The sequence below is a fragment of the Rhodococcus erythropolis R138 genome, from assembly GCF_000696675.2.
GTDB lineage: Bacteria > Actinomycetota > Actinomycetes > Mycobacteriales > Mycobacteriaceae > Rhodococcus_F > Rhodococcus_F erythropolis.
Window position 1 is genome coordinate 3,521,810 of the sequence record NZ_CP007255.1, and the last position, 22,102, is coordinate 3,543,911.

16 protein-coding genes, 1 tRNA gene and 1 riboswitch are annotated in these 22,102 nt (G+C 61.6%); of the genes, 8 read left to right on the forward strand and 9 right to left on the reverse strand.

Annotated features, from left to right (window positions below; translation table 11 throughout):
- Window positions 1-55: 55 nt before the first annotated feature.
- The 4 genes from gltB to H351_RS16205 all read left to right on the forward strand — a co-directional run bounded on the left by gltB (window position 56) and on the right by H351_RS16205 (window position 8,412).
- Window positions 56-4,534, forward strand: coding sequence for a glutamate synthase large subunit (gltB, locus tag H351_RS16190; RefSeq protein ID WP_029255473.1), 4,479 nt, complete (start codon window positions 56-58; stop codon window positions 4,532-4,534).
- On the forward strand, window positions 4,527-6,029 hold the full coding sequence (locus H351_RS16195; protein ID WP_029255472.1) for a glutamate synthase subunit beta: 1,503 nt from the start codon (window positions 4,527-4,529) through the stop codon (window positions 6,027-6,029). The genes gltB and H351_RS16195 overlap by 8 nt, the downstream gene beginning before the upstream one ends.
- 82 nt (window positions 6,030-6,111) lie before the next feature.
- Entirely contained in the window at window positions 6,112-7,530 is a 1,419-nt protein-coding gene (gene pyk, locus H351_RS16200; RefSeq protein WP_003944038.1) for a pyruvate kinase, read from the forward strand.
- Entirely contained in the window at window positions 7,531-8,412 is an 882-nt protein-coding gene (locus tag H351_RS16205) for an acyl-CoA thioesterase (protein ID WP_019748651.1), read from the forward strand.
- 33 nt (window positions 8,413-8,445) lie between these two features.
- Here the strand turns inward: H351_RS16205 and H351_RS16210 are convergent, their stop codons facing one another.
- Window positions 8,446-8,949: an SRPBCC domain-containing protein gene (locus H351_RS16210; RefSeq protein ID WP_003944006.1), complete on the reverse strand. Its 504-nt coding sequence runs from the start codon at window positions 8,947-8,949 to the stop codon at window positions 8,446-8,448.
- A 174-nt stretch (window positions 8,950-9,123) separates the two neighbouring features.
- Window positions 9,124-9,204: riboswitch (ZMP/ZTP riboswitch) on the forward strand.
- A 23-nt stretch (window positions 9,205-9,227) separates the two neighbouring features.
- Between H351_RS16210 and H351_RS16215 the strand changes: the two genes are divergently transcribed.
- Entirely contained in the window at window positions 9,228-10,169 is a 942-nt protein-coding gene (locus tag H351_RS16215) for a bifunctional methylenetetrahydrofolate dehydrogenase/methenyltetrahydrofolate cyclohydrolase (RefSeq protein ID WP_020969745.1), read from the forward strand.
- Window positions 10,170-10,280: 111 nt separating this feature from the next.
- Here the strand turns inward: H351_RS16215 and H351_RS16220 are convergent, their stop codons facing one another.
- Both H351_RS16220 and H351_RS16225 read right to left on the reverse strand, forming a co-directional pair.
- Complete coding sequence (locus H351_RS16220) at window positions 10,281-10,913, reverse strand: AMIN-like domain-containing (lipo)protein (RefSeq protein ID WP_020969744.1); 633 nt, start codon at window positions 10,911-10,913, stop codon at window positions 10,281-10,283.
- A gap of 75 nt (window positions 10,914-10,988) precedes the next feature.
- Window positions 10,989-11,065 (reverse strand) — tRNA-Leu (locus H351_RS16225).
- Window positions 11,066-11,172: 107 nt separating this feature from the next.
- Here H351_RS16225 and H351_RS16230 point away from each other — a divergent pair.
- On the forward strand, window positions 11,173-11,790 hold the full coding sequence (locus H351_RS16230) for an ANTAR domain-containing response regulator (RefSeq protein ID WP_003944029.1): 618 nt from the start codon (window positions 11,173-11,175) through the stop codon (window positions 11,788-11,790).
- Window positions 11,791-12,008: 218 nt separating this feature from the next.
- A complete protein-coding gene (locus H351_RS16235) occupies window positions 12,009-13,340 on the forward strand; it encodes an ABC transporter substrate-binding protein (RefSeq protein ID WP_003944031.1) in 1,332 nt (443 codons plus the stop codon).
- 56 nt (window positions 13,341-13,396) lie between these two features.
- On the opposite strand, the gene H351_RS16240 is transcribed toward H351_RS16235, so the two are convergent.
- Genes H351_RS16240 through H351_RS16255 form a run of 4 tightly spaced genes read right to left on the reverse strand, consistent with a single transcriptional unit; the run spans window position 13,397 to window position 17,526 of the window.
- The gene (locus tag H351_RS16240) at window positions 13,397-14,203 is read right to left on the reverse strand and encodes an ABC transporter ATP-binding protein (RefSeq protein WP_029255471.1); all 807 of its coding nucleotides are present in this window, start codon (window positions 14,201-14,203) and stop codon (window positions 13,397-13,399) included.
- Window positions 14,200-15,228, reverse strand: coding sequence for an ABC transporter ATP-binding protein (locus H351_RS16245; RefSeq protein WP_029255470.1), 1,029 nt, complete (start codon window positions 15,226-15,228; stop codon window positions 14,200-14,202). Before H351_RS16245 ends, H351_RS16240 begins: the two co-directional genes overlap by 4 nt.
- Window positions 15,221-16,210 (reverse strand): branched-chain amino acid ABC transporter permease, encoded by a 990-nt coding sequence (locus H351_RS16250; RefSeq protein WP_003944088.1) that lies wholly within the window; start codon window positions 16,208-16,210, stop codon window positions 15,221-15,223. The genes H351_RS16245 and H351_RS16250 overlap by 8 nt, the downstream gene beginning before the upstream one ends.
- Window positions 16,211-16,215: 5 nt before the next feature.
- Window positions 16,216-17,526 (reverse strand): branched-chain amino acid ABC transporter permease, encoded by a 1,311-nt coding sequence (locus H351_RS16255; protein WP_037120375.1) that lies wholly within the window; start codon window positions 17,524-17,526, stop codon window positions 16,216-16,218.
- Between the two features lie 303 nt (window positions 17,527-17,829).
- Here H351_RS16255 and polA point away from each other — a divergent pair, with 303 nt between their 5' ends.
- A complete protein-coding gene (polA, locus tag H351_RS16260; RefSeq protein WP_029255469.1) occupies window positions 17,830-20,577 on the forward strand; it encodes a DNA polymerase I in 2,748 nt (915 codons plus the stop codon).
- A gap of 75 nt (window positions 20,578-20,652) precedes the next feature.
- On the opposite strand, the gene trxA is transcribed toward polA, so the two are convergent.
- Together trxA and H351_RS16270 are read right to left on the reverse strand one after the other, a co-directional pair.
- On the reverse strand, window positions 20,653-21,024 hold the full coding sequence (gene trxA / locus H351_RS16265) for a thioredoxin (RefSeq protein ID WP_003944106.1): 372 nt from the start codon (window positions 21,022-21,024) through the stop codon (window positions 20,653-20,655).
- A 74-nt stretch (window positions 21,025-21,098) separates the two neighbouring features.
- Window positions 21,099-22,094 (reverse strand): helix-turn-helix domain-containing protein, encoded by a 996-nt coding sequence (locus H351_RS16270; protein WP_029255468.1) that lies wholly within the window; start codon window positions 22,092-22,094, stop codon window positions 21,099-21,101.
- Window positions 22,095-22,102 lie beyond the last annotated feature (8 nt).

Sequence of the window (22,102 nt, forward strand, 5' to 3'; positions counted from 1 at the left end):
TTATGTGCTGATAAACTAGCGAACGTCGGCTGCATGACCGTGTGGAGGTCGCCGAGTGCCGTTTTCTCGAATACCTGATCCTCGAGGCCTGTACGACCCCGATCAGGAAACCGATTCATGTGGTGTAGCCGTGGTAGCAGACACCTCTGGACGTCACCTGCATTCCATTGTCGACGAGGCGCTCGCGGTCCTGGCCAATCTCACCCACCGTGGCGCGGTCGGGCGCGAGTGCAACAGTGGTGACGGCGCGGGCATCCTTCTTCAGCTGCCGACGGAATTCTTCGATGCGGTGACCGCGTTCGAGCTTCCACCACCCAACGCGATGGGTGAGAACACCTACGCAGCCGGAAACTGCTTTCTCCCGGTGGATCAGGAAGCACGTCGGCGCGCGGTAGTTCGGATACACCGGTACGCAGCGGCAGAAGGACTGCGGATTATCGGGTGGCGGGCGGTCCCAGTCGACCGTGACTGCGTCGGAACCGTTGCCGCGCAGTGCGCTCCGTACATCAGTCAATGTTTTGTGACGTGCGCCGAGCCAAGAGATCGCAGTGTGGGCGGAATTGCCTTGGACCGACGAGTGTTTGCGCTCAGGAGACAAGTCGAGCGAATTCATTCGGCCGATGATGCGGTGTATTTCCCCTCGTTGTCCGCCCGAACCATCGTGTACAAGGGCATGCTCACGCCGACGCAGTTACCCGGTTACTTCACCGACCTACGCGATGCCAGAATGCGAACTGCCTTGGCGGTCGTGCACAGTCGGTACTCCACGAACACTTTTCCGTCGTGGTCACTTGCTCAGCCGTATCGCTGCATCGCTCACAACGGCGAGATCAATACGATTGTGGGAAACAGGAATTGGATGCGCGCTCGCGAGCCGATGTTGCGGAGCGCACTTTTAGGTGGGGACATCGATCGCATGTATCCGATCTGTACACCGGGTGGATCCGACTCTTCGTCGTTCGACGAAGTGCTCGAGTTTCTGACGCTCGGGGGCCGCAGTGTGCAGCACGCCATCGCGATGATGATTCCCGGTGCCTGGGAGAACGATTCTTCGATGCCAGACGAGATGAGGGCCTTCTACCAATTTCACGCTTGCCTGATGGAACCATGGGACGGTCCGGCGTCGGTGACGTTCAGCGACGGCACTGTTGTCGGGGCGGTGTTGGATCGCAACGGTCTTCGCCCAGGGCGATGGTGGCGGATGAGGAACGGCCGTATCGTGTTGGCGAGTGAGAGCGGTGTGTTCGACGCTCCGACGTCCGAGGTGTTGGAGAAGGGGCGCCTCGAACCGGGTCGAATGTTCCTCGTCGACACCGCTCGCCGTGGCATCGTTTCCGATGCGGAGATCAAATCCGAACTCGCGAGCACAGCCCCCTACCGGGAATGGGTCGACGGGGGATTGGTCGATCTCGAGGAAATCCCGGAGTCGGCGCCTGCCCGAGGCGATCCGGCTCCGCTGTTGCAAAGGCAGCTGCTCTTCGGATACCAGGCAGAGGACTTGCAGGAAGTTCTCCTTCCAATGGCTCGCTCAGGATCGGAGCCGTTGGGATCGATGGGAGTCGACACACCTATCGCCGTTCTCTCGGATCGGCCGAAGGTGTTGTACGACTACTTCGTCCAGCTCTTTGCTCAGGTGACGAACCCGCCTTTGGACGCGATTCGCGAGGAAGTCGTCACTACGCTTGGTGTCACCCTCGGCGCTGAGCAGAACTTGTTCGAGGCGTCGGCGCTGTCGTGCCGAAGGATTGTTCTCGATAAACCGGTGATCGGACCGGGGAAGATGGCGAAGGTCGCCGAACTATGCGACGCAAGAACTCCGAGAAGCGCTGTCCTACGGGGAGGTTTCGATCCGAGAGGCAGTCTCGCCGAAGGCGTCGAGAGGCTTCGTGAGTGCGCCCGAACGGCCGCCGCAGCCGGAATCGAGATTCTGGTGATCTCCGACCGTGGATCGGGCCCTGAGCAGGCTCCCATTCCGTCATTGCTCGCAGTATCTGCCGTGCACCACGATCTGGTTCGTCATGGCCTGCGAACCAAGGTTTCCCTCGTCGTCGAGTCGGGTGACGCGCGCGAAGTTCATCACATCGCGCTGCTGATCGGCTACGGTGCGGCGGCTGTCCACCCGTATCTTGCTCTCGAATCGGTAGAAGCACTCAGCGAGCAAGACGAACTTCCCGGGATAGATTCGAAAATGGCATCGGACAACTATCTGAGAGCGGCAAATTCCGGCGTGCTCAAAGTGATGTCGAAGATGGGAATCGCTACGGTTCACTCCTACACGGGCGCACAGGTATTCGAGGCCGTGGGCTTGGGCCGAGGATTGGTCGACGAATACTTCTGCAACACACGAAGCCGGATCGGCGGGATCGGTATCACCGAAGTCGCGCGAGAAGTTCTGATGCGTCACGCGGCCACGTATCGTACGGTGCGGCATCGTCAGTTGAGCAGCAGTGGAGAGTTCCGGTATCGCCGCGGTGGTGAATTGCATGTGTTCACACCCGAGTCCGTGTTCTTCCTTCAGCATGCGACCCGGACGGGGCGAAGTGAGATGTTTCGTCGCTACAGCGATGAAGTCGATCGACTGAGTGCGCAGGGCGGAACACTTCGGGGGCTGTTTCGATTTCGGCGTGGGATTCGTCCGCCGATTCCGCTCCGTCAGGTCGAACCCGTCGAGTTGATTCTCGCTCGATTCAACACCGGTGCGATGAGCTACGGCTCCCTCTCTGCCGAGGCTCACGAGACGATGGCGGTTGCGATGAATGCTCTCGGCGGACGTTCCAACACCGGTGAGGGCGGAGAGTCACCGGAGCGGTTGCGCGACAACAAGCGTCGAAGCGCAGTCAAGCAGGTCGCGAGTGGGCGCTTCGGGGTGACCAGCGATTACCTGGTCAACGCCACCGACATTCAGATCAAGATGGCCCAGGGTGCCAAGCCCGGTGAAGGAGGGCAGCTTCCGGGGTCCAAGGTGTACCCGTGGATCGCGGAAACCCGGTACTCGACACCTGGAGTCGGGCTCATTTCTCCGCCCCCGCACCACGACATCTATTCGATCGAGGATCTCGCCCAATTGATCTACGACCTCAGATGCGCAAACGATCGTGCGCGGATACACGTGAAGTTGGTCAGCGCAGTCGGAGTCGGGACTGTTGCGGCAGGTGTGGCCAAAGCGCACGCCGACGTGGTGCTGATCTCCGGTCACGACGGCGGGACGGGGGCGGCGGCACTCTCGTCCATCCACCACGCTGGTACGCCCTGGGAGATCGGGCTGGCCGAAACTCAGCAGACCTTGGTGCTCAACGGGTTACGCGATCGGATCGTCGTCCAGTGTGATGGGGGTCTGCGCACGGCGCGGGACGTCGTCGTCGCCGCGTTGCTGGGGGCGCAGGAGTACGGGTTTTCCACGGCGCCACTGATCGCGGCCGGCTGCGTCATGATGCGGGTATGTCACCTCGACACCTGCCCCGTCGGAGTAGCGACGCAGAATCCCGAACTGCGAGAGCGATTCACCGGCCGGCCGGAGTACGTCGAGAACTTCTTTCGCTTCATCGCCGACGACGTACGACGTTTGTTGGCAGAACTGGGGTTTCGAAGTATCGACGACGCTCTGGGCCACGCAGACGTATTGGAAATGTCTCCGGCGGTGGCGCATTGGAAGAGTCGCACGTTGGACCTCTCACCACTCTTCGACGTTCCGGCCGCGCCGACCGGCGCGGCCTACCCGCCGTGTGTACCTGTTTCGAGCGAACTCGAACGCACCCTGATCGAGTGCGCCGCGAACTCACTCGAGGACGCTCGACCCGTGCATATCGAACTGCCAGTACACAATACGGATCGGGCGGTGGGAACGAGGCTGGGCGCAGAGGTGACCAGACGTTACGGCGCCGTCGGGCTACCTCAAGGCACCATCGAGGTCGTGCTCAGTGGAACGGCAGGCCAGTCACTCGGTGCGTTCCTGCCGCCCGGCATCTCGCTGGTCGTCGTCGGCGATGCAAACGACTACGTGGGGAAGGGGCTCTCCGGTGGACGAATCGCGCTTCGGCCGAGTGAGGACGCGCCCTTCGTAGCGGAGGATCAGGTGATTGCCGGCAATACGCTGCTGTACGGAGCTACGAGCGGTGCGCTCTATGCCAGGGGGCGTGTCGGGGAACGATTCGCGGTGCGCAACTCGGGCGCGGTCGCTGTGGTGGAAGGCGTCGGAGACCATGCGTGCGAGTACATGACCGGGGGTCGCGTCGTCATCATCGGCCCAACTGGTAGGAACCTTGCTGCGGGAATGTCGGGCGGAATTGCCTTCGTACTCGACGTGAAGGCAGAGAAGGTCAACGGCGACATGGTCGTTCTGGAGCGACCTTCGGCGGAAGATTGCAGTCAGCTGGTCGAAATTCTCGGCGAGCATTTGGCTGCGACCGGCTCGCCGGTGGCGGCAAAACTGCTCGACGACTGGGTTGGCCAGAGTCCGAGATTCACCAAAGTTTTGCCTGTCGACTACCGGAAGGTCGTGGAACAGAACGAACTGGTGGAGCCGGCTCATGCCTGACGCACGCGGGTTCCTCAACGTGAAACGATCCGGCTCACCGACCAGATCGACCGATGTGCGTGTCGGTGACTGGGCGTCGGTATACGAGTCGCTGGATCCCGTCGTGCGAAATCGAGACGTATCTGCACAGGCCTCGCGTTGCATGGACTGCGCTGTGCCGTACTGCCATTCGGCCGACGTGGGGTGTCCGCTCGGCAATCTCATTCCGGAATGGAACGACCTGGTTCGGCGTGGACGGTGGTCCGAAGCCTCGGAGAATTTGCATTCCACCAACAATTTCCCCGAGTTCACCGGACATCTGTGCCCCGCACCGTGCGAAACGGCGTGCGTTCTCGCACTCGACGACGAGCACACGTCGGGGGGTGTCACCATCAAGCGCATCGAACAGGCAATCGTCGACAACGCCTGGGAGTCGGGTTGGTTGGGGCCGCAGGCACCGGTAGTTCACAGCGGAAACCGTGTTGCGGTTGTCGGTTCGGGACCGGCGGGACTGGCCGCGGCTCAACAACTGACACGAGCCGGACACAGTGTCACGGTGTTCGAGCGGAGCGATCGGATCGGGGGACTGCTTCGCTACGGAATTCCGGAATTCAAGTTGCCCAAGGCCCTCATCAACCGGCGGCTGGAACAACTGACCGCCGAGGGGACCAGATTCGTCACCGACTGCGCCGTCGGAGTGAACGTGAGCGCGCACGACCTCTCGACGGAATTCGAGGCGGTAGTCCTGGCGGTCGGGGCTGACCGTGCCAGAGACACAGACGTACCGGGTCGTAGTCTTCGCGGAATCCATCGTGCGATGACGTACCTGCGTGCGGCCAACCACGAATGCGAGGGTGACGGAGCCTCGAGCATCTCGGCGCGAGGTAAGAACGTCGTGATCATCGGTGGCGGCGACACGGCCGCCGACTGCCTCGGCACGGTGCATCGCCAAGGCGCCCTCTCGGTGACGGAATTGGATTACCACGTCCCACCTCCGGCACGCCGCGATCGAGATCGCGACCCATGGCCGTTGTGGCCGCGGGTCCTACGCAGCTCGCCGGCAGACGAGGAGGGCAGTGACAAACGATTCCGATGGGCGGCGCAGGAATTTCTCGACGACGGTGGGGGTGCGGTCCGCGCAATCCGGATGGTTCCGGTAGCCGTGTCACGAGCGAAGGACGGACAACGGACCCTGGTGGAGACCGGCGACGCGACGGATCTGGTGTGCGAGATGGTCCTGCTCGCTCTGGGTTTCGACGGCGTCGAAACCGCCCCACTGCTCACCGACCTTGATGTCGGCACCGATCCACTCGGCAGAATCGAGTGTGATGTCGGGTGGCAGACCCGGACACCCGGCGTATTCGTCTGCGGCGACGCGCATCGCGGGGCGTCGCTGGTCGTTTGGGCGATTGCCGAGGGACGGTCGGCCGCACGTGCCGTCGACGTGTTTCTCACAGGCGAGTCGGCGCTTCCGGCTCCGGTTCATCCAAAGGCATTTCCGCTGTTCGTGAGCTGACCAACTGAATCGAGTAAGTACAGAAAGTGCAGGTCGCAAATGCCGGATAGAAGTGCGGTGGGGTAGCGACTAGGCTCGAGCCGTGAACCGACGGACAAAAATTGTATGCACACTTGGACCTGCGACAGCTTCTGGCGACCGCATCCGTGAGCTCGTGGAGAGCGGCATGGACGTGGCGCGCCTCAACTTCAGCCACGGCGAGCATGCCGATCACGAAGAAAACTACATTCGCGTCCGCGCCGCGTCGGACGCCACCGGAAAGGCCGTCGGTGTTCTCGCCGACCTTCAGGGGCCCAAGATTCGCCTCGGCCGATTCAAGGACGAGCGGACCACCTGGGCCAACGGTGAAGAGGTTCGTATCACCGTCGACGACGTCGAGGGAACGCACGATCGCGTCGGGACCACGTACAAGGAATTGGCGCGCGACGCCAAGGCCGGCGATCGACTGCTGGTCGACGACGGAAAGGTCGGCCTGGTCGTCACGTCCATCGACGGCAACGACGTCGTCTGTCGGGTCACCGAAGGCGGTCCGGTCAGCAACAACAAGGGCCTCTCACTGCCCGGTATGAACGTCTCCGTTCCAGCCCTGTCGGGCAAGGACATCGCCGACCTCGAGTTCGCACTCAAGCTGGGTGTCGACTTCATTGCACTCTCCTTCGTTCGCTCACCGGCGGACGTCGAATTGGTTCACGCCATCATGGATCGAGTCGGGCGCCGCGTTCCCGTCATCGCGAAGCTCGAGAAGCCCGAGGCCATCGACAATCTCGAAGCCATCGTGCTCGCGTTCGACGCCGTCATGGTCGCCCGCGGTGACCTCGGTGTCGAGTTGCCGCTCGAGCAGGTCCCGCTCGTTCAGAAGCGCGCAATCCAGATTGCTCGTGAGAACGCGAAGCCGGTCATCGTCGCGACGCAGATGCTCGAGTCGATGATCGAGAACTCACGTCCCACTCGCGCAGAGGCATCCGATGTCGCCAACGCCGTTCTCGACGGCGCCGACGCAGTCATGCTCTCGGGCGAGACTTCGGTGGGCAAGTACGTCATGGAAACCGTTCGCACAATGGCCCGCATCGTCGAGGCCGTCGAGAACGAATCAACCCGTGTCCCACCGTTGACCCACGTCCCGCGCACCAAGCGCGGAGTCATCTCGTACGCAGCACGCGACATCGGCGAACGTCTCGACGCCAAGGCCTTGGTTGCGTTCACGCAGTCCGGTGACACGGTGCGTCGACTGGCTCGTCTGCACACGCCGCTGCCGTTGCTCGCCTTCACACCGCTGCCTGCGGTGCGCAGTCAGCTGACGCTGACGTGGGGAACCGAGACGTTCCTGGTCGATGCGGTGGCCACCACTGACGAGATGGTGCGTCAGGTGGACAGTGCGTTGCTCTCCCTCGGGCGGTACGTCAAGGGAGACCTCGTGGTCATCGTTGCCGGATCCCCTCCGGGAACTGTCGGTTCCACCAACCTCATTCACGTCCACCGTATCGGCGAAGAGGACCACTGAGTGACCCACGCGAACGCGTCCACCGACCTCGGTACTCTTCTCGGTCTGTTGGATCTGGAGCAGATCGGTGACGACGCGTTCCGTGGATACCACCCGAAACAGGTAGGTTCGCGGACGTTCGGCGGTCAATTGGTGTCTCAGGCACTGATGGCCGCCGGACGGACTGTCGACGGTGATCGCCCCATCCATGCCGTGAACGCCCATTTCATTCGGGGCGGAGATGTGAAGGCGCCTATCGAGTACCGGGTGGAGCGTCATCGTGACGGGAGGGCATTCGCCAACCGTCAGGTGACTGCCTATCAGGGTGAGAACGAATTGTTCGTGATGCTCGCGGCGTTCCAGGACTCCGGCAAGGGGCTCGACCATGCTGTCGAGATCCCGGATGTTCCACTTCCGGAGTCGTTGCCTCCCATCGGCGATCATCTGGTGGGGTACGAGGAAAAACTGCCGCATTTCAGTGCGGCGCTCAAGCCGATCGACATGCGGTACGCCAACGATCCGGCGTGGATCCTCAAGGGCACCGGCGAGAAACTCAACCACAATCGGGTGTGGATGCGCCCCGACGGTGATCTGCCGGACGATTCGCTCATTCACGCTGCGACGCTGGCATATTCGTCCGACACCACCGTGCTCGATTCGATTCTGACCACTCATGGTTTGTCCTGGGGTCATGATCGTATCGTCGCGGCGACGGTCAATCATTCGATCTGGTTCCATCGCCCGTTCCGGTTCACCGACTGGGTTCTGTACGCCACCGAATCGCCGGTCGCCGCAGGATCGCGCGGTCTGGCAACCGGACGGTACTTCTCGGTGGAAGGACTGCTGTTGGCGACGGTGGTCCAAGAAGGAATGATCAGGCATTTCCCGCGTAAAGGGGAATGAGATGCGGGCCCGAGACTGAACTCGGGCCCAGAATCAAGCAGACTTGCGATATTGCGGTGAGAGTTCGTCGGCGCGGTCCCACGGAGACCAGTCGACTTCGCGTCCATCGAGTTGGGCCGCAACAACTTCCAAGCCCGCGTGCCAGCCGGCGGCGTGGGCGTACGCGGACTCTTCGTCTTCCATCGTGTGGGTGAGGGTCAGCCAGCAACCGCCGGTGCCGTCCGGTGCCAGTTCCCAATGCAGAGTATCTGCGTCCCAGAGGAATTCGAGAATTCGGTGCGGGTGGACGCTGATGACCGTCCCGCGCGTCACGTGATCTGCGGGCAGTCCGAATCGCTCGACTTGTTCCGGGGTCACCTTGAACAGCAGATCCGCGCCTGGAGTGAGATTGAAATCGACGTCCGCCGGGAACCAGGCGTCGAGGTACTCGCGTTCCGTTATCACTTTCCAGACCTTGTCCGGTGCGTGCGGAATTGCCAGTTGGAAGCTCAGTGACACCCGACCGTCATAGGTCAGGTTTATCTTGCCGTTGTCCATCGGTGCCTCCAATGCTTGGTGCCCGTGCGGTTGCCCCCATCGTGCCATCTAATTGCTTAGGATGGAATAACTGCAGGTCAGATCGTTACCTATTGATAGGTTATGTCGATTTGTCTCGTTTTGAGAGCGGCGTTCCGGATGTGTTTCGTGGCAGTGAGACAAACGCGCGGTACGCTGACCACGCACGACTGGCGCGGGTGGGAATCACCACCGGGGAGTGCACATCGCGAGGCATCGACCGCCTGGGTGCTTCACACATCTTGTGTGAAGGGGGATTCATGTCTACCGAAAATCTGCCCAGCCAGAACGTGGCCGCTCGAATAATCAACGGACGCGCAATTGCCGATGCTGCGCTCGCCGACCTGTCAGTGCGCACCAGGCAGTTTCGTGATGAGACGGGGCACGTTCCTTGCCTGGCCGCCGTCATCGTGGGAGCGGACCCGGCCTCGAAGGCGTATGTACAGATGAAGGCCAAACGATCTGTCGCCGTCGGAATGACGTCGCGGACGGTCGAACTCCCGGTGAGTACAACCACCGAAGAACTAGTCGACGTGCTGAGAGCGCTGTCGGCGGACCCTTCGATCGACGGCATACTGCTGCAGCACCCGGTGCCAGGCCACATCGACGAACGGGCTGCGTTCGATGCCATCTCGGCCGACAAAGACGTTGACGGCGTTACCTCGGCAGCGTTCGCGGCAATGGCGTTGACCGGTGGGGGATTCGAATCATGTACACCGAGTGGCATCCTGCGCCTGCTCGACGCCACAGGCGTCGAACTCTCCGGGAAGCATGCTGTCGTGGTCGGCCGAAGCCCGATACTCGGATTGCCGATGGGAATGCTCCTCCTGCGTCGAGGCGCAACGGTGACGTACTGCCATTCGCGAACCGTCGACCTGGCCGCCCACGTCGCCTCGGCAGACGTCGTCATCGCGGCCGTCGGTGTTCCGGAACTGATCAAAGGGGCGTGGATCAAGCCTGGGGCAGTGGTGATCGATGCGGGGTACAACGAGGGCAACGTCGGAGACGTGGAGTACGCCGCTGCGCTCCCACATGCCGGTGCGATCACACCGGTGCCGGGTGGCGTCGGCCCCATGACGGTTGCCGTCCTGCTGGAACAAACACTGGCAGCAGCAGTTCGAGCAGCGGAAGTTCGGGCATGGAGTGAGAATCATGACAGTCGTGTTGGACCGGACCCAGCAATCGCCTCGGATCGATTGTGAGACCTCGGTTTCGAGACGGAGTATTCATCCGCCCCTCGATAACCGAATTACCGCGTCGAGCACCGCTGCGCTGGAATGGCTGAGCTGAGCGCGCAATTGGGTATTCGACAGTCAGCTGTCTGCCGTGGGGATGTCGATCATCAACTGGGACGGTGAATCGGATGTCGATACGGTGCATGCCGGACGGATGTCGACCGTGCCGACAAACGACTGCAGGATCGCACTGTTCCTGGCCGCACTGTCTATGCGCGTGATGTTTTCGCCCTCGTGAGATACGGAGTTGAGCGACGAATCCGATTGGACTCCCATCAGGTCGACTTGAAGTATCGATCGACTTCCGACGTCCACGACTGTGCTGTCACCCGCTCGGATTGCTTCGCTGACATATTCGGTTTTCCAGAACACTGATCCATTTCCGTCGAATCGGTAGGTGATTCGGGTGAAACCATCGTGATCGGTCACTTCGATCTCGGTCACGTCGACGCGCGGATTCGGTGAAGGGATCTCCGTGTTGTTCGGGAACGGAGCAAGCGTGGAGATCTCGGTTGGTGGGGCATCGATCGGGGGAGTGCCGACCTGAAGGGTGCCTGTCTGTGTTGCAGCATCGAGGACGGTCTGGGTGGAAGATTCGCCGGCAGTGTTGGATTCGCCGGCAGTGTCGGATTGGTCGTCAGTCTGACACCCGGTGAGCAGCGCGAAAACAGATATGGCTCCGAGCAGAGCAATCAGGCGACGACCGTTCATGGATCGAATCTAACTGCGGTCGATCTGGGGTACAGCCGAATGCCGAAACCTTGCGGTACGGCCAACTGCGGCAGGTGGTGCCCTCGGTGAGACTCGAACTCACACTGGACGGGTTTTGAATCCGTTTCCTCTGCCAATTGGGATACGAGGGCTTGTTGCGATGACTACATTAGAAGATGCGATTTCAATGTCAAACACCGGTACCCTCTAATCGTTCGCGTCTCGTGTCGGGGCGGTTCGATGGAGGAGGATGGTGGCCATGAATTCGCCGCAGCCGCAAGGCAATCAGCTCGCACCCCGTCGTGTTGTCGTCGCTGAAGACGAGGCGTTGATCCGCATGGATCTGGTCGAGATGCTCCGCGAAGAGGGCTACGACGTCGTCGGTGAGGCCGGTGACGGGCAGGTTGCGGTGGAGTTGGCCGAGTCGCTCAAGCCTGATCTGGTCATCATGGACGTGAAGATGCCCAGGAGAGACGGCATCGACGCCGCTTCGGAGATTGCCGCCAAGCGGATCGCTCCTGTTGTCATTCTCACAGCGTTCAGTCAGCGCGAGTTGGTCGAGCGCGCACGCGATGCCGGCGCCATGGCTTACTTGGTCAAGCCGTTCTCGATCAGTGACCTCGTTCCCGCTGTCGAATTGGCGGTCAGTCGTTTCCGCGAGGTGACGGCGCTCGAGCGTGAGGTCGCTGATCTTTCCGACCGGCTCGAAGCACGCAAGCTGATCGAGCGAGCCAAGAGTGTTCTGATGGTTCGCCAAGCGCTCACCGAACCTGAGGCGTTCAAGTGGATTCAGCGCGCCGCGATGGATCGGCGCTCCACGATGAAGGCGGTCGCACAGGTCGTACTGGAAACTCTGGGCGGTGAACCGGACGCTTGAGCAAAGTGTCCGGGTTATCCGGCTGCACTGAGTGGCTGCGTCGACCGTCGAAACGTCGCGCAGCGCTACAGCCGTGTAAACACTGTGCGCCTTCAGATAACAGTCAGGTCACAGGGCTTTCTTGAAGGATCGCGAAACGGTTCCAAGGTCTAGCGTCTGATCCCACAGCGAGCGCCAGTTCGGGTGGCGCGAGCACCGGCTGATCTTAGGAGCGTGGGATGGCTAGACGAACACTTGTGCGTACTGCTGCAGTTCTCGGCGCGGCATCACTGGCACTTGCAGGCTGTAGCTCGGACAAGTCGGATGACTCGTCTTCGAGTGGCTCTACGTCCGGCGCTTCCGCCGCGACGACATCCGTCACGACTGATTGCACCCCGGAGCAGGCCAAGGCCGGCGCCACCCCGTCCACGGAAGCGCTGCGTATCGGTACGCTTCTTCCCGATACAGGCAGCTTGTCGTTCCTCGGGCCGCCGATGGTCGCGGGCACCCAGCTGGGAGTCAACGACGTCAATGCTGCCGGAGGCGTTCTCGGCCAACCGGTCCAGCTGATTCCCGGCGATTCGGGTGACACCACAACGGACACCGCCAACACCACCGTCGACCGTGAATTGGCTGCAGGCACTCAGGTCATCGTCGGCGCCGCGTCGTCTTCGGTCTCGCTCAAGGTGATCGACAAGATCGCCAGCGCAGGCGTCGTGATGTTCTCGCCTGCCAACACCTCGGACCAATTCGTCTGCTACCCCGACAAGGGCATGTACTTCCGCACCGCTCCGACGGACGTACTGCAGGCTCAGGCCGTCGCACAGCTCATTTCGGACGACGGTGGTCAGCGCGTAGCGATCATGGCCCTCAACGACCCGTACGGGACGGGTCTGGCGGACAACATCGAAAAGAATCTGATCGATTCGGGCGTCCCCTCCGATCAGATCGAGAAGATCATCTACGACCCGAACGCGCAGTCGTTCAACTCCGAAGTCGATCAAGTCAAGAACTTCAATCCGGATGCAGTGGCATTGGTGGGCTTCGAGGAGTCGGCGAAGATCATCACGCGCATGCACGAAGTGGGCATCGGCCCGTCGGACGGAATGGCGATGTACGGCGTCGACGGCAACATGGGTAACGCGCTCGGCGAATCCGTGGCGAAGCCGTTGCTCGACACCATGCAGGGAACCACGCCCCTGACGGACGTCGGAGCTGCCTTCCAGGATCGTCTGAAGGCTGTGAACCCCTCTCTGATCGACTTCAACTACGCCGGAGAGTCGTACGACGCGGTGGTGATCTCAGCGCTCGCTGCCGAGCAGGCGAAGTCGACGGCCGGTACCGACATTGCAGCCAACATCAACAGCGTCACCGAAGGTGGCACCAAGTGCACGTCCTATGTCGAGTGCCTGCCGTTGGTGAAGGCGGGAACCGACATCGACTACGACGGCATCACCGGTGAGTTGGACTTCAACGATTCGGGAGAACCGTCCATCGGTTCGTACGGAAAGCTCAAGTTCGGCCCTGAGAACACGCTGACCACAGAAGGATTCGTGGTCGTGGGCAAGTAAGCAGCCAACGAGAATGGGCCAGGGTCGAGAGACCCTGGCCCATTCTCGTGTCTGTTCTACTTCTCTTTGCTGCCAGCGAGCGTTCCCAAGTACAACTCGATCACCTTGGGGTCGTTCATCAGATTGGCGCCGGTGTCGGTGTACGCGTTCTTACCCTGATCGAGTACGTAGCCGCGGTCGCAGATCTGAAGGCAGCGGCGCGCGTTCTGCTCGACCATGATGACCGAGACACCCGCAGCATTGATCTTCTTGCAGCGGATGAACACCTCGTCCTGGAACATGGGGGACAGGCCCGCGGACGGTTCGTCGAGCAGCAGCACCGACGGATCCATCATCAGGGCCCGGCCCATCGCGACCATCTGGCGTTCGCCGCCGGAGAGTGCGCCGGCCTTCACCTTTCGTCGTTCACTCAGAAGAGGGAACAGTTCACTCACGAAGGCGAATCGTTCCGCGAATGCCTTGGGCCGCAGATAAATGCCCATTTCGAGGTTTTCTTCGATGGTCAGAGTCTGAAAGACGTTCTGTGTCTGAGGGACGTACCCGACTCCCTTCTGAACGAGGACGTGAGCGGGCGCAGACGTGATGTTGTCCTCGCGTAAGGTGACCGACCCTTCGCGTACCGGTATCAGTCCGAACAGTGATTTCAGGAGTGTCGATTTGCCTGCGCCGTTCGGTCCGATGATCCCGACGATTTCCCCTTCCTTCAGGAAGAAGTTGCATTCACGCAGGATGTTGACGCCGGGAATGTAGCCCGCGACGAGGTTGTCGGCGCGGAGCAGGGCACCTGCCGACAGTCGCTGATGCTCCTCGGCCGTCGCGGCGAACTCTGCAGGCGTGAGTGAACGTGCGTGGTTCTCGCTCATGGCTTCTCGTGCCTTCCGCGCGGTTCCTCGGGACTCGATTCCAGCGTCGCGGCGAGATCGGCCGGAAGGTTGTCGACGTCGGGTTCCGACAGGTCCCCGCCCGACTCGAGGGTTTCGACCTCGGCTTCAGCCAGGGCGGCGGCCAGAACGGCCGTCTCGCCCACCGGATTTCCGTTGTCGTCGAACTCGAGGGCCTGGTCATGGTGGCTGCCCAGATATGCGTCGACGACGGCTGTGTTGGACGAGAGTTCGTCCGGGGTGGATTCGGCGATGACGCTGCCCTGCGCCATGACCACCACCCAATCGCTGATATCTCGGATCACGTCCATGTCGTGCTCGACGAACACGACCGTCATTCCGTCGTCGCGCAATGATTTGATGTGTCCGAGCAGGCTTTGCGTCAGAGCAGGATTGACCCCCGCCATCGGTTCGTCGAGCATCACCACCGAGGGCGAGGTCATGAGTGCGCGAGCCATTTCGAGCAATTTGCGCTGCCCACCGGAGAGTGAACCGGCGAGGTCGTCTGCCTTGGTGTCGAGTTTGAATCGTGCGAGGAGTTCGTTGGCGCGTTCGGTGATCTCGCGTTCCTGCCCTTTCCAGATCCACGGAACGAGGGATGCAAAAATGCGTTCACCTCGTTGGCCGGTGGCGCCGAGTCGTACGTTGTCCAGCACGGTGAGTTTGGAGAGCGCCTTGGTCAACTGGAACGTCCGTACCACTCCCTTCCTGGCTACCTGGTGGGGATACATGCGGCCCAGCGATTGACCGTCCATCGACCACGTACCGGTGTCCGGCCGGTCGAAACCGGTAAGAAGGTTGAAGAGCGTCGTTTTTCCGGCACCGTTCGGACCGATCAGACCCGTGATGCACCCTCGTTGAATCTCGAGGTGATCGACGTCGACGGCCTTGAGACCGCCGAACGTCCGCGAGACGTTGTCAGCGACCAACACCGGGTCGGGTTTCGCCGATCCGGGAAGGTGAGGAACGTCGGCAAAGATCTGTGCTCTGGTATCGGCGTCAAGCATTGAGTTGCACCTCCCGCTTGTTACCCAGTATTCCCTGCGGTCTGAAGACCATCAGGAGAGCAATCATCAATCCGAGCAGGACATACCTGGTGGCCCCGACTTGCTGTTCCGTGAGTGAAAGCAGCGGATTTTCGCCGGAGATCGCCTGACGCAGCAAGGCATCAGGTATGGCGAGGAGGAACCAGAACAACATTGCGCCGACCACCGGGCCGAATACCGTTGCCGCCCCGCCCAGAATCAGTGCGCCGAACGCGAAGAACGTCTGCGCGGTCGAGTAGAAGTCCGGGTTGATGGACTTGGTCTGCAAAGCGTTGAACACACCGGCCAGACCACCGATCACGCCGCCGAGAACCAGCGCCTGCATCTTGTACACGAAGACGTTCTTGCCCAACGATCGCGCTGCGTCCTCGTCTTCGCGAACCGCCTTGAGGACGCGCCCCCACGGACTGTGCGTCAACAAGTAGACAAATCCGCACAAGATCAAGACCAGCGTCCACCCCACGACCATCGACCAGAGGTCGTCTCCGTAGAACTTCACGCCGAGAAATGAGTACTGCTTGGCCGAGTCGAAGGGGCTCAGTGCGGTGAACGGGTCTGCGAAACCGAACAGGCCATTGGTGGAACCGGTCACCGAATCCGACGCGGTCGAGCGGAAGATCAGACGCAGGATCTCCGACGCGGCGATGGTCACGATGGCGAGATAGTCGGCGCGCAGACGCAGCGTCGGGATACCCAGCACGAGCGCGAGGAGCCCGGCTGCGGTAAGACCGACGAGGATGCCGAGCCACAACGGCTGGTCGTAGGTCACGGTCATGATGCCGACGCCGTAGCCGCCGAGGAGGGCAAAACCGATCTGACCGAAGTTGAGCAGTCCGGCGTAGCCGAAGTGCAGGTTCAGCCCGATTGCCAGCAGTGCGTAGAAGATTGCCGACGGCCCGATCAACTGGGCGAAGGAAACCTGGAAAGCTCCCATGATGTCCATGTTCGTCACCCGATCCTTTGTCTGGATCCGAGGATGCCCTGGGGGCGAACCACGAGGATCACGATCAAGACGAGAAGTCCGCCGATGTATTTGAGATCGGGGTTGATGATGAGCGTCGAGAGTTGGACCAGAAGTCCCACGATGACGCAGCCGAGTAGCGCCCCGTACGCGGTTCCCAGACCACCGAGGGTGATTCCGGCGAACATGAGCAGCAACAGTTTGAAGCCCATTTCCCACTGGACGCGTCCGCCGAGTTCGGAGATACCGAACAGCACACCGCCGAGGGCGGCCAATCCGCCGCCGAGCCCCCAGACGAACATGATCACGCGCTCGACGTTGATACCGGACGAAGCGGCGAGGTCACGATTGTCGGAGACGGCACGCATGGCCTTTCCGATGCGAGTCTTCTGCAGAAGCAGTGCGACGCCGACCAGGACGACCAGACTGACGATCATGACTATCGCGTTGGCGTCGGTCAGTGCGATCGGGCCCCAGTTCTTCTCGACCTGGCCCTGGTAGTCGTCGAACGGTTCGGCGCGGTCGGAGAAGAAGATCAGGATCAAGTAGCGCAATGAAATCGCGAGACCGATCGAGACCACCAATTGCGCGATCAACCCGGTCTTGCGCTTACGCAGTGGTTTCCAGACGATTCCGTTGGTCAGCAGGCCGATGCCGATGCCGACGAAGATCGCGAGGATCGTGGCGGGAATCAGCGGAACGCCGAAGGACGTGTTGATCACCCAGGCAGCTACGGCTCCTAACGTCACCATCTCGCCGTGAGCGAAGTTGGTCAGGCCAGTGGTGCCGTAGATCAGGCTCAAACCCACACCGGCGATCGCGATCACGAGGCCGAACCGCAGACCGTCGACCGTCGTGCGGATCAGCTTCTCGCCGAAGCTGACATTCGAGGCGGTACGTACCTCGCCGAACGAGAAGATCACGGTGTTCGCGCGGCCGGCCACCACCTCGCGTTCGACAGCGGCTTGCACACTGACCCCGTCGGGAAGTGTGTCGGCAACGATCTCGAAGGTGTAGGTGCCCGGTGCCACGGCCAGTTCCCAACGGCCGTTCGATGCCGATTCTCCGGTGGCGACTTCTGTACCGGAAGAATCGAGCGCACGGACGGTGACGCCCTCGAGGCGTGTGCCGCCGTTGTTGAGATTGCCGCTGACGGGGACAGCGTTGTCGGGAACCGGTGCTGTCGGTGTTGCGGATGCTGTCGGGGTCGGCGGTGTAGGGGAAGTGGTCGGTTCCTGAGCCGAAGCAGTTCCGGCCAGGCTGAGTAATGCGAAGAACGTCAGTAATGCAAAGGCCAGTAGTCGGCTGAGTGTCGCGAGGGTCTGCCGTTTCACTACGGGTGGGGCCACGTACGTCCTCCGAGCGGGTCGGGAATAGCGCGTCTGGACAAAGGTGCCGCGCAGCACAGGGATTGTTTCGTTGCTGCGATTTCCGGACTCTAACGGCTCCGTTCACTTCAGATGGGGTTCTGAGATTTCCGGGATGTTTCGGTTCCGTATCGAAGGCCGAAGGCTGCATCAATTGTCCGATTCTTGTGTCTGTTCCTGCGTAAACAACGGCGAAGGCGTCGATGTCGGTCGCGATCCCTAGACTGATGAACCGTGAGCCCCGCAACCACAACTCGGTCCAGCACGTCCACCGCTTCAGCCGGCACCGCCGGCAAGGCGGACGATCGCCCTCTTCTGATGCTTCTCGACGGGCATTCGTTGGCATTTCGCGCCTTCTATGCGCTGCCTGCAGAGAACTTCAAGACACACAGTGGGCAGGCCACCAACGCGGTGTACGGCTTCACGTCGATGTTGATCAACCTTCTTCGTGACGAGCAGCCCACCCACTTGGCCGCGGCTTTCGACGTGTCGCGTCAGACGTTTCGCGCCGACCTGTTCCCCGAATACAAGGCGCAGCGCGCGAAGGCTCCGGACGAATTCAAGGGCCAGATCGACATCACCAAGGACGTTCTCGGCGCGCTGGGCATCCCGGTCATGGCCGAGGAAGGTTTCGAGGCCGACGACGTGATTGCCACGTTGACCACGCAGGCGGAGGCACTCGGATACCGGGTTCTCGTCGTGACCGGCGACCGCGACTCGCTGCAGCTGGTGACCGACAACGTCACTGTGCTCTACCCGAAGAAGGGTGTCTCGGAGCTCACCCGATTCACGCCGACGGCAGTCGAGGAGAAGTACAGCCTCACTCCGTCGCAGTATCCGGATTTTGCTGCCCTGCGCGGCGACCCGAGTGACAACCTCCCCGGTATCCCCGGCGTCGGCGAGAAAACCGCTACCAAGTGGATCCGTGAGTACGGCGACCTGCAGGGACTGGTAGACAACGTGGACAAGGTCCGCGGCAAGGTAGGCGACTCGCTACGCGAGAACCTTGCAAACGTCCTGCTCAATCGTCAGCTCACCGAGATGGTTCGCGACGTTCCGTTGCCGTACACGCCCGAGCAGTTGGTGTTGGCCCCGTGGGACCGCGAGAAGATTCATGCGTTGTTCGACGATCTCGAGTTCAAGGTTCTCCGCGATCGACTGTTCGCGACCCTGTCGTCGTCCGAGCCCGAAGCAGAGGAAGGGTTCGAGGTCAGCGGCGACGCACTTGCCCCGGGTGCGGTTGCCGCGTGGCTCGACGCCCACGCGCGAACCGGTGAGCGTCACGGCGTCACGGTGCTCGGAACCAGAACTCCGTTTGCCGGCGACGTCACTGCACTCGCGATCGCGGCCTCCGACGGTGAATGTGCATACATCGCGGCGTCGACGGCAACACCGGAAGACGAAGCAGCTCTCGGTGATTGGCTCGCCGATGCATCGCAGCCGAAGGCGCTGCACGAAGCCAAGTGGGCGATCCATGCTCTGCGTGGGCGTGGTTGGACGCTCGGTGGACTGACCAGCGACACTGCTCTGGCCGCATATCTCGTCCGGCCGGGCCAGCGCAGCTTCAATCTCGACGACCTCTCGCTCCGCTACCTCAAGCGTGAACTGCGCGCCGAAACATCCGGCCAGGAACAGCTTTCACTGCTCGACGACACCGAACAGCTCGATGCCGAAGCAGCCGAGACCGCGATGCTCAGCGCTCAGGCCGTTCTCGACTTGGCAGCTGCACTGGACACCGAGTTGGAGTCGATCGAGTCCAAGTCGCTCCTCTCCGACATGGAACTGCCGTTGACGATCGAGCTCGCTCAGATCGAGGCCACCGGCATCGCCGTCGACAGCGCGCATCTGCACGATCTTCAGAGCCGTTTCGCCTCCCAGGTCGCCGACGCCGCAAACTCCGCGTATGAGGTGATCGACAAGCAGATCAACCTGGGTTCGCCGAAGCAGCTGCAGGTGGTCTTGTTCGAAGAACTCGACATGCCCAAGACGAAGAAGACGAAGACGGGCTACACCACCGACGCCGAGGCGTTGCAGGGTCTGTTCGACAAGACAGGACACCCGTTCCTCGAACACCTTCTCGCGCACCGTGATGCGACGCGTATGAAGGTGACCGTCGACGGTCTTCTCAAGGCCGTGGCCGAAGACGGTCGCATCCACACGACGTTCAACCAGACGGTTGCCGCGACCGGGCGTCTGTCGTCGACCGATCCGAACTTGCAGAACATCCCGGTGCGAAACGACGCGGGGCGCGAGATTCGCGACGGATTCGTAGTCGGGCAAGGTTTCGACGTTCTGCTCACTGCCGACTACAGCCAGATCGAAATGCGCATCATGGCGCACGTGTCAGGCGACGAGGGACTGATCGAGGCATTCAACACCGGTGAGGACCTGCACAGCTTTGTCGGCTCGCGCGCATTCGGAGTTCCGATCGAAGAGGTCACTCCTGAACTGCGTCGCCGGGTCAAGGCGATGTCCTACGGTCTGGCCTACGGGCTCAGTGCCTACGGATTGGCGTCGCAGCTGAAGATTTCGACCGAAGAAGCGAAGCAGCAGATGGATGCGTACTTCGCTCGTTTCGGCGGCGTGCGGGATTACCTCCACGCGGTGGTCGAGCAGGCACGTAAGGACGGCTACACCTCGACGCTCTACGGCCGTCGTCGCTACCTGCCGGACCTCAACAGCGACAACCGTCAGCGTCGTGAGGTGGCCGAACGTGCTGCCCTGAATGCGCCGATCCAGGGCACCGCAGCCGACATCATCAAGGTCGCGATGATCAATGTTCAGAAGGCTCTCGCCGAAGCCGGATTGAAGTCGCGCATGCTGCTGCAGGTGCACGACGAATTGGTGCTCGAAGTGGTCGCCTCCGAGTTGGAGGAAGTCACCGCACTGGTCAAGGACAAGATGGCCACAGCCATCGAGTTGTCGGTACCCCTGGACGTTTCGGTGGGAACCGGTCGAAGCTGGGACAGCGCGGCTCACTGAGTCGGCGCCAAGGCAGCCTGGCTACGAAAAGAGCGCGCTCCGAATCGAATTCGATTCGGAGCGCGCTCTCTTTCGCTATTCAGCTGAAGCGGTCTGCTCTGCGATCTGCTTGCGGACCTCGTCCATGTCGAGTGCCTTGACCTGAGTGACGAGCTCTTCGAGCTGAGCGGCGGGAAGAGCGCCGGCCTGGTTGAACACGAGTACGCCTTCGCGGAAGGCCATGATCGTGGGGATGGAGCGGATGTTGGCGGCCGCTGCGATTCCCTGCTCGGCCTCGGTGTCGACCTTGGCGTGAACGACGTCGGCGTGCTTCTCCGAAGAGGCTTCGAACGTCGGTGCGAACTGGCGGCACGGGCCGCACCAGGAGGCCCAGAAGTCCACGAGGACGACGTCGCTGCCGTTGATCGTTTCGTCGAAGTTCTGCTGGGTGAGTGTCTGGGTGGCCACAGGGGTCCTTTCCATTGTGCGGGCTGTTGGTGTGTGCAACGCCCCGGAACCGCTGATTCTTCCCTGAGCCGATTTCAGCTTGCGTTCTCGGTCGCCCGAAACGTCCGGCGGTAGGCCTGGGGCGTGGTGCAGCGAAGCCGGATGAAGTGCTGGCGAAGCACGGCGCCGCCGCCGAAACCGACGCGTTCCGCGATGACATCGACGGAGAGGTCCGAATTCTCCAGGAGTTGCTGGGCGGCCAGTACTCGCTGATCGCTGAGCCAGCGGGCGGGAGTTGTTCCCGTTTCCGCTTGGAAACGGCGGGCAAATGTGCGAGCGGACATGTTCGCTCGGGCCGCGACCATTCCGACAGTGAGGTCGAGGGCGAGATGCTCCGTCATCCAGTCGAGGAGTGGGGCAAGGGTTGCACTCGGCGTCGAGGTGAGGGGAGTGGCGACGTACTGGGCCTGCCCACCGTCACGGTGGGGTGGCACCACCATCCTTCTCGCGATGCCGTTGGCGACACGAGAACCCTGTTCCTTTCGCACGATGTGCAGGCACAGATCGATTCCTGCCGCGGTGCCTGCGCTGGTGAACACCGGATCTTCGTCCACGTACAACACGTCCGGATCGACCTTGGCTTCCGGATACGTCTGGGCAAGCCTCTCTGCGTGCCGCCAATGCGTCGTGCATCGCCTTCCGTCCAGTAGGCCAGCCGCGCCGAGGACAAACGCTCCGGTGCACAGGCTCGCCACCTTGGCGCCCCGAACTACGGCCTCGTTGAGTTTGACCAGCAGGGGATCGACACTCGAGTCGGGACTCGGTGAGCACATGTACGCGTCGCCGGCGTCGTAGGTTCCGCCGGCGGAAACGACGATGAGGTCGGCGTCGTCGAGAGAATCGAGGTTGTACGGAACATCGATGTTGTAACCGAACCGCGTTCGGATCGGGCCCGGAACTGCGGCGATCAGCGAGAAGTCGTACGTGGGGAGGCCGTCGTCGGATCGGTCGAAGCCGAAGACTTCACATGCCACGCCGAGTTCGAACGCCTCGGTCATCGGCATCAGTGGGACCACCACTTTCGCGAGCATCTTTCGAG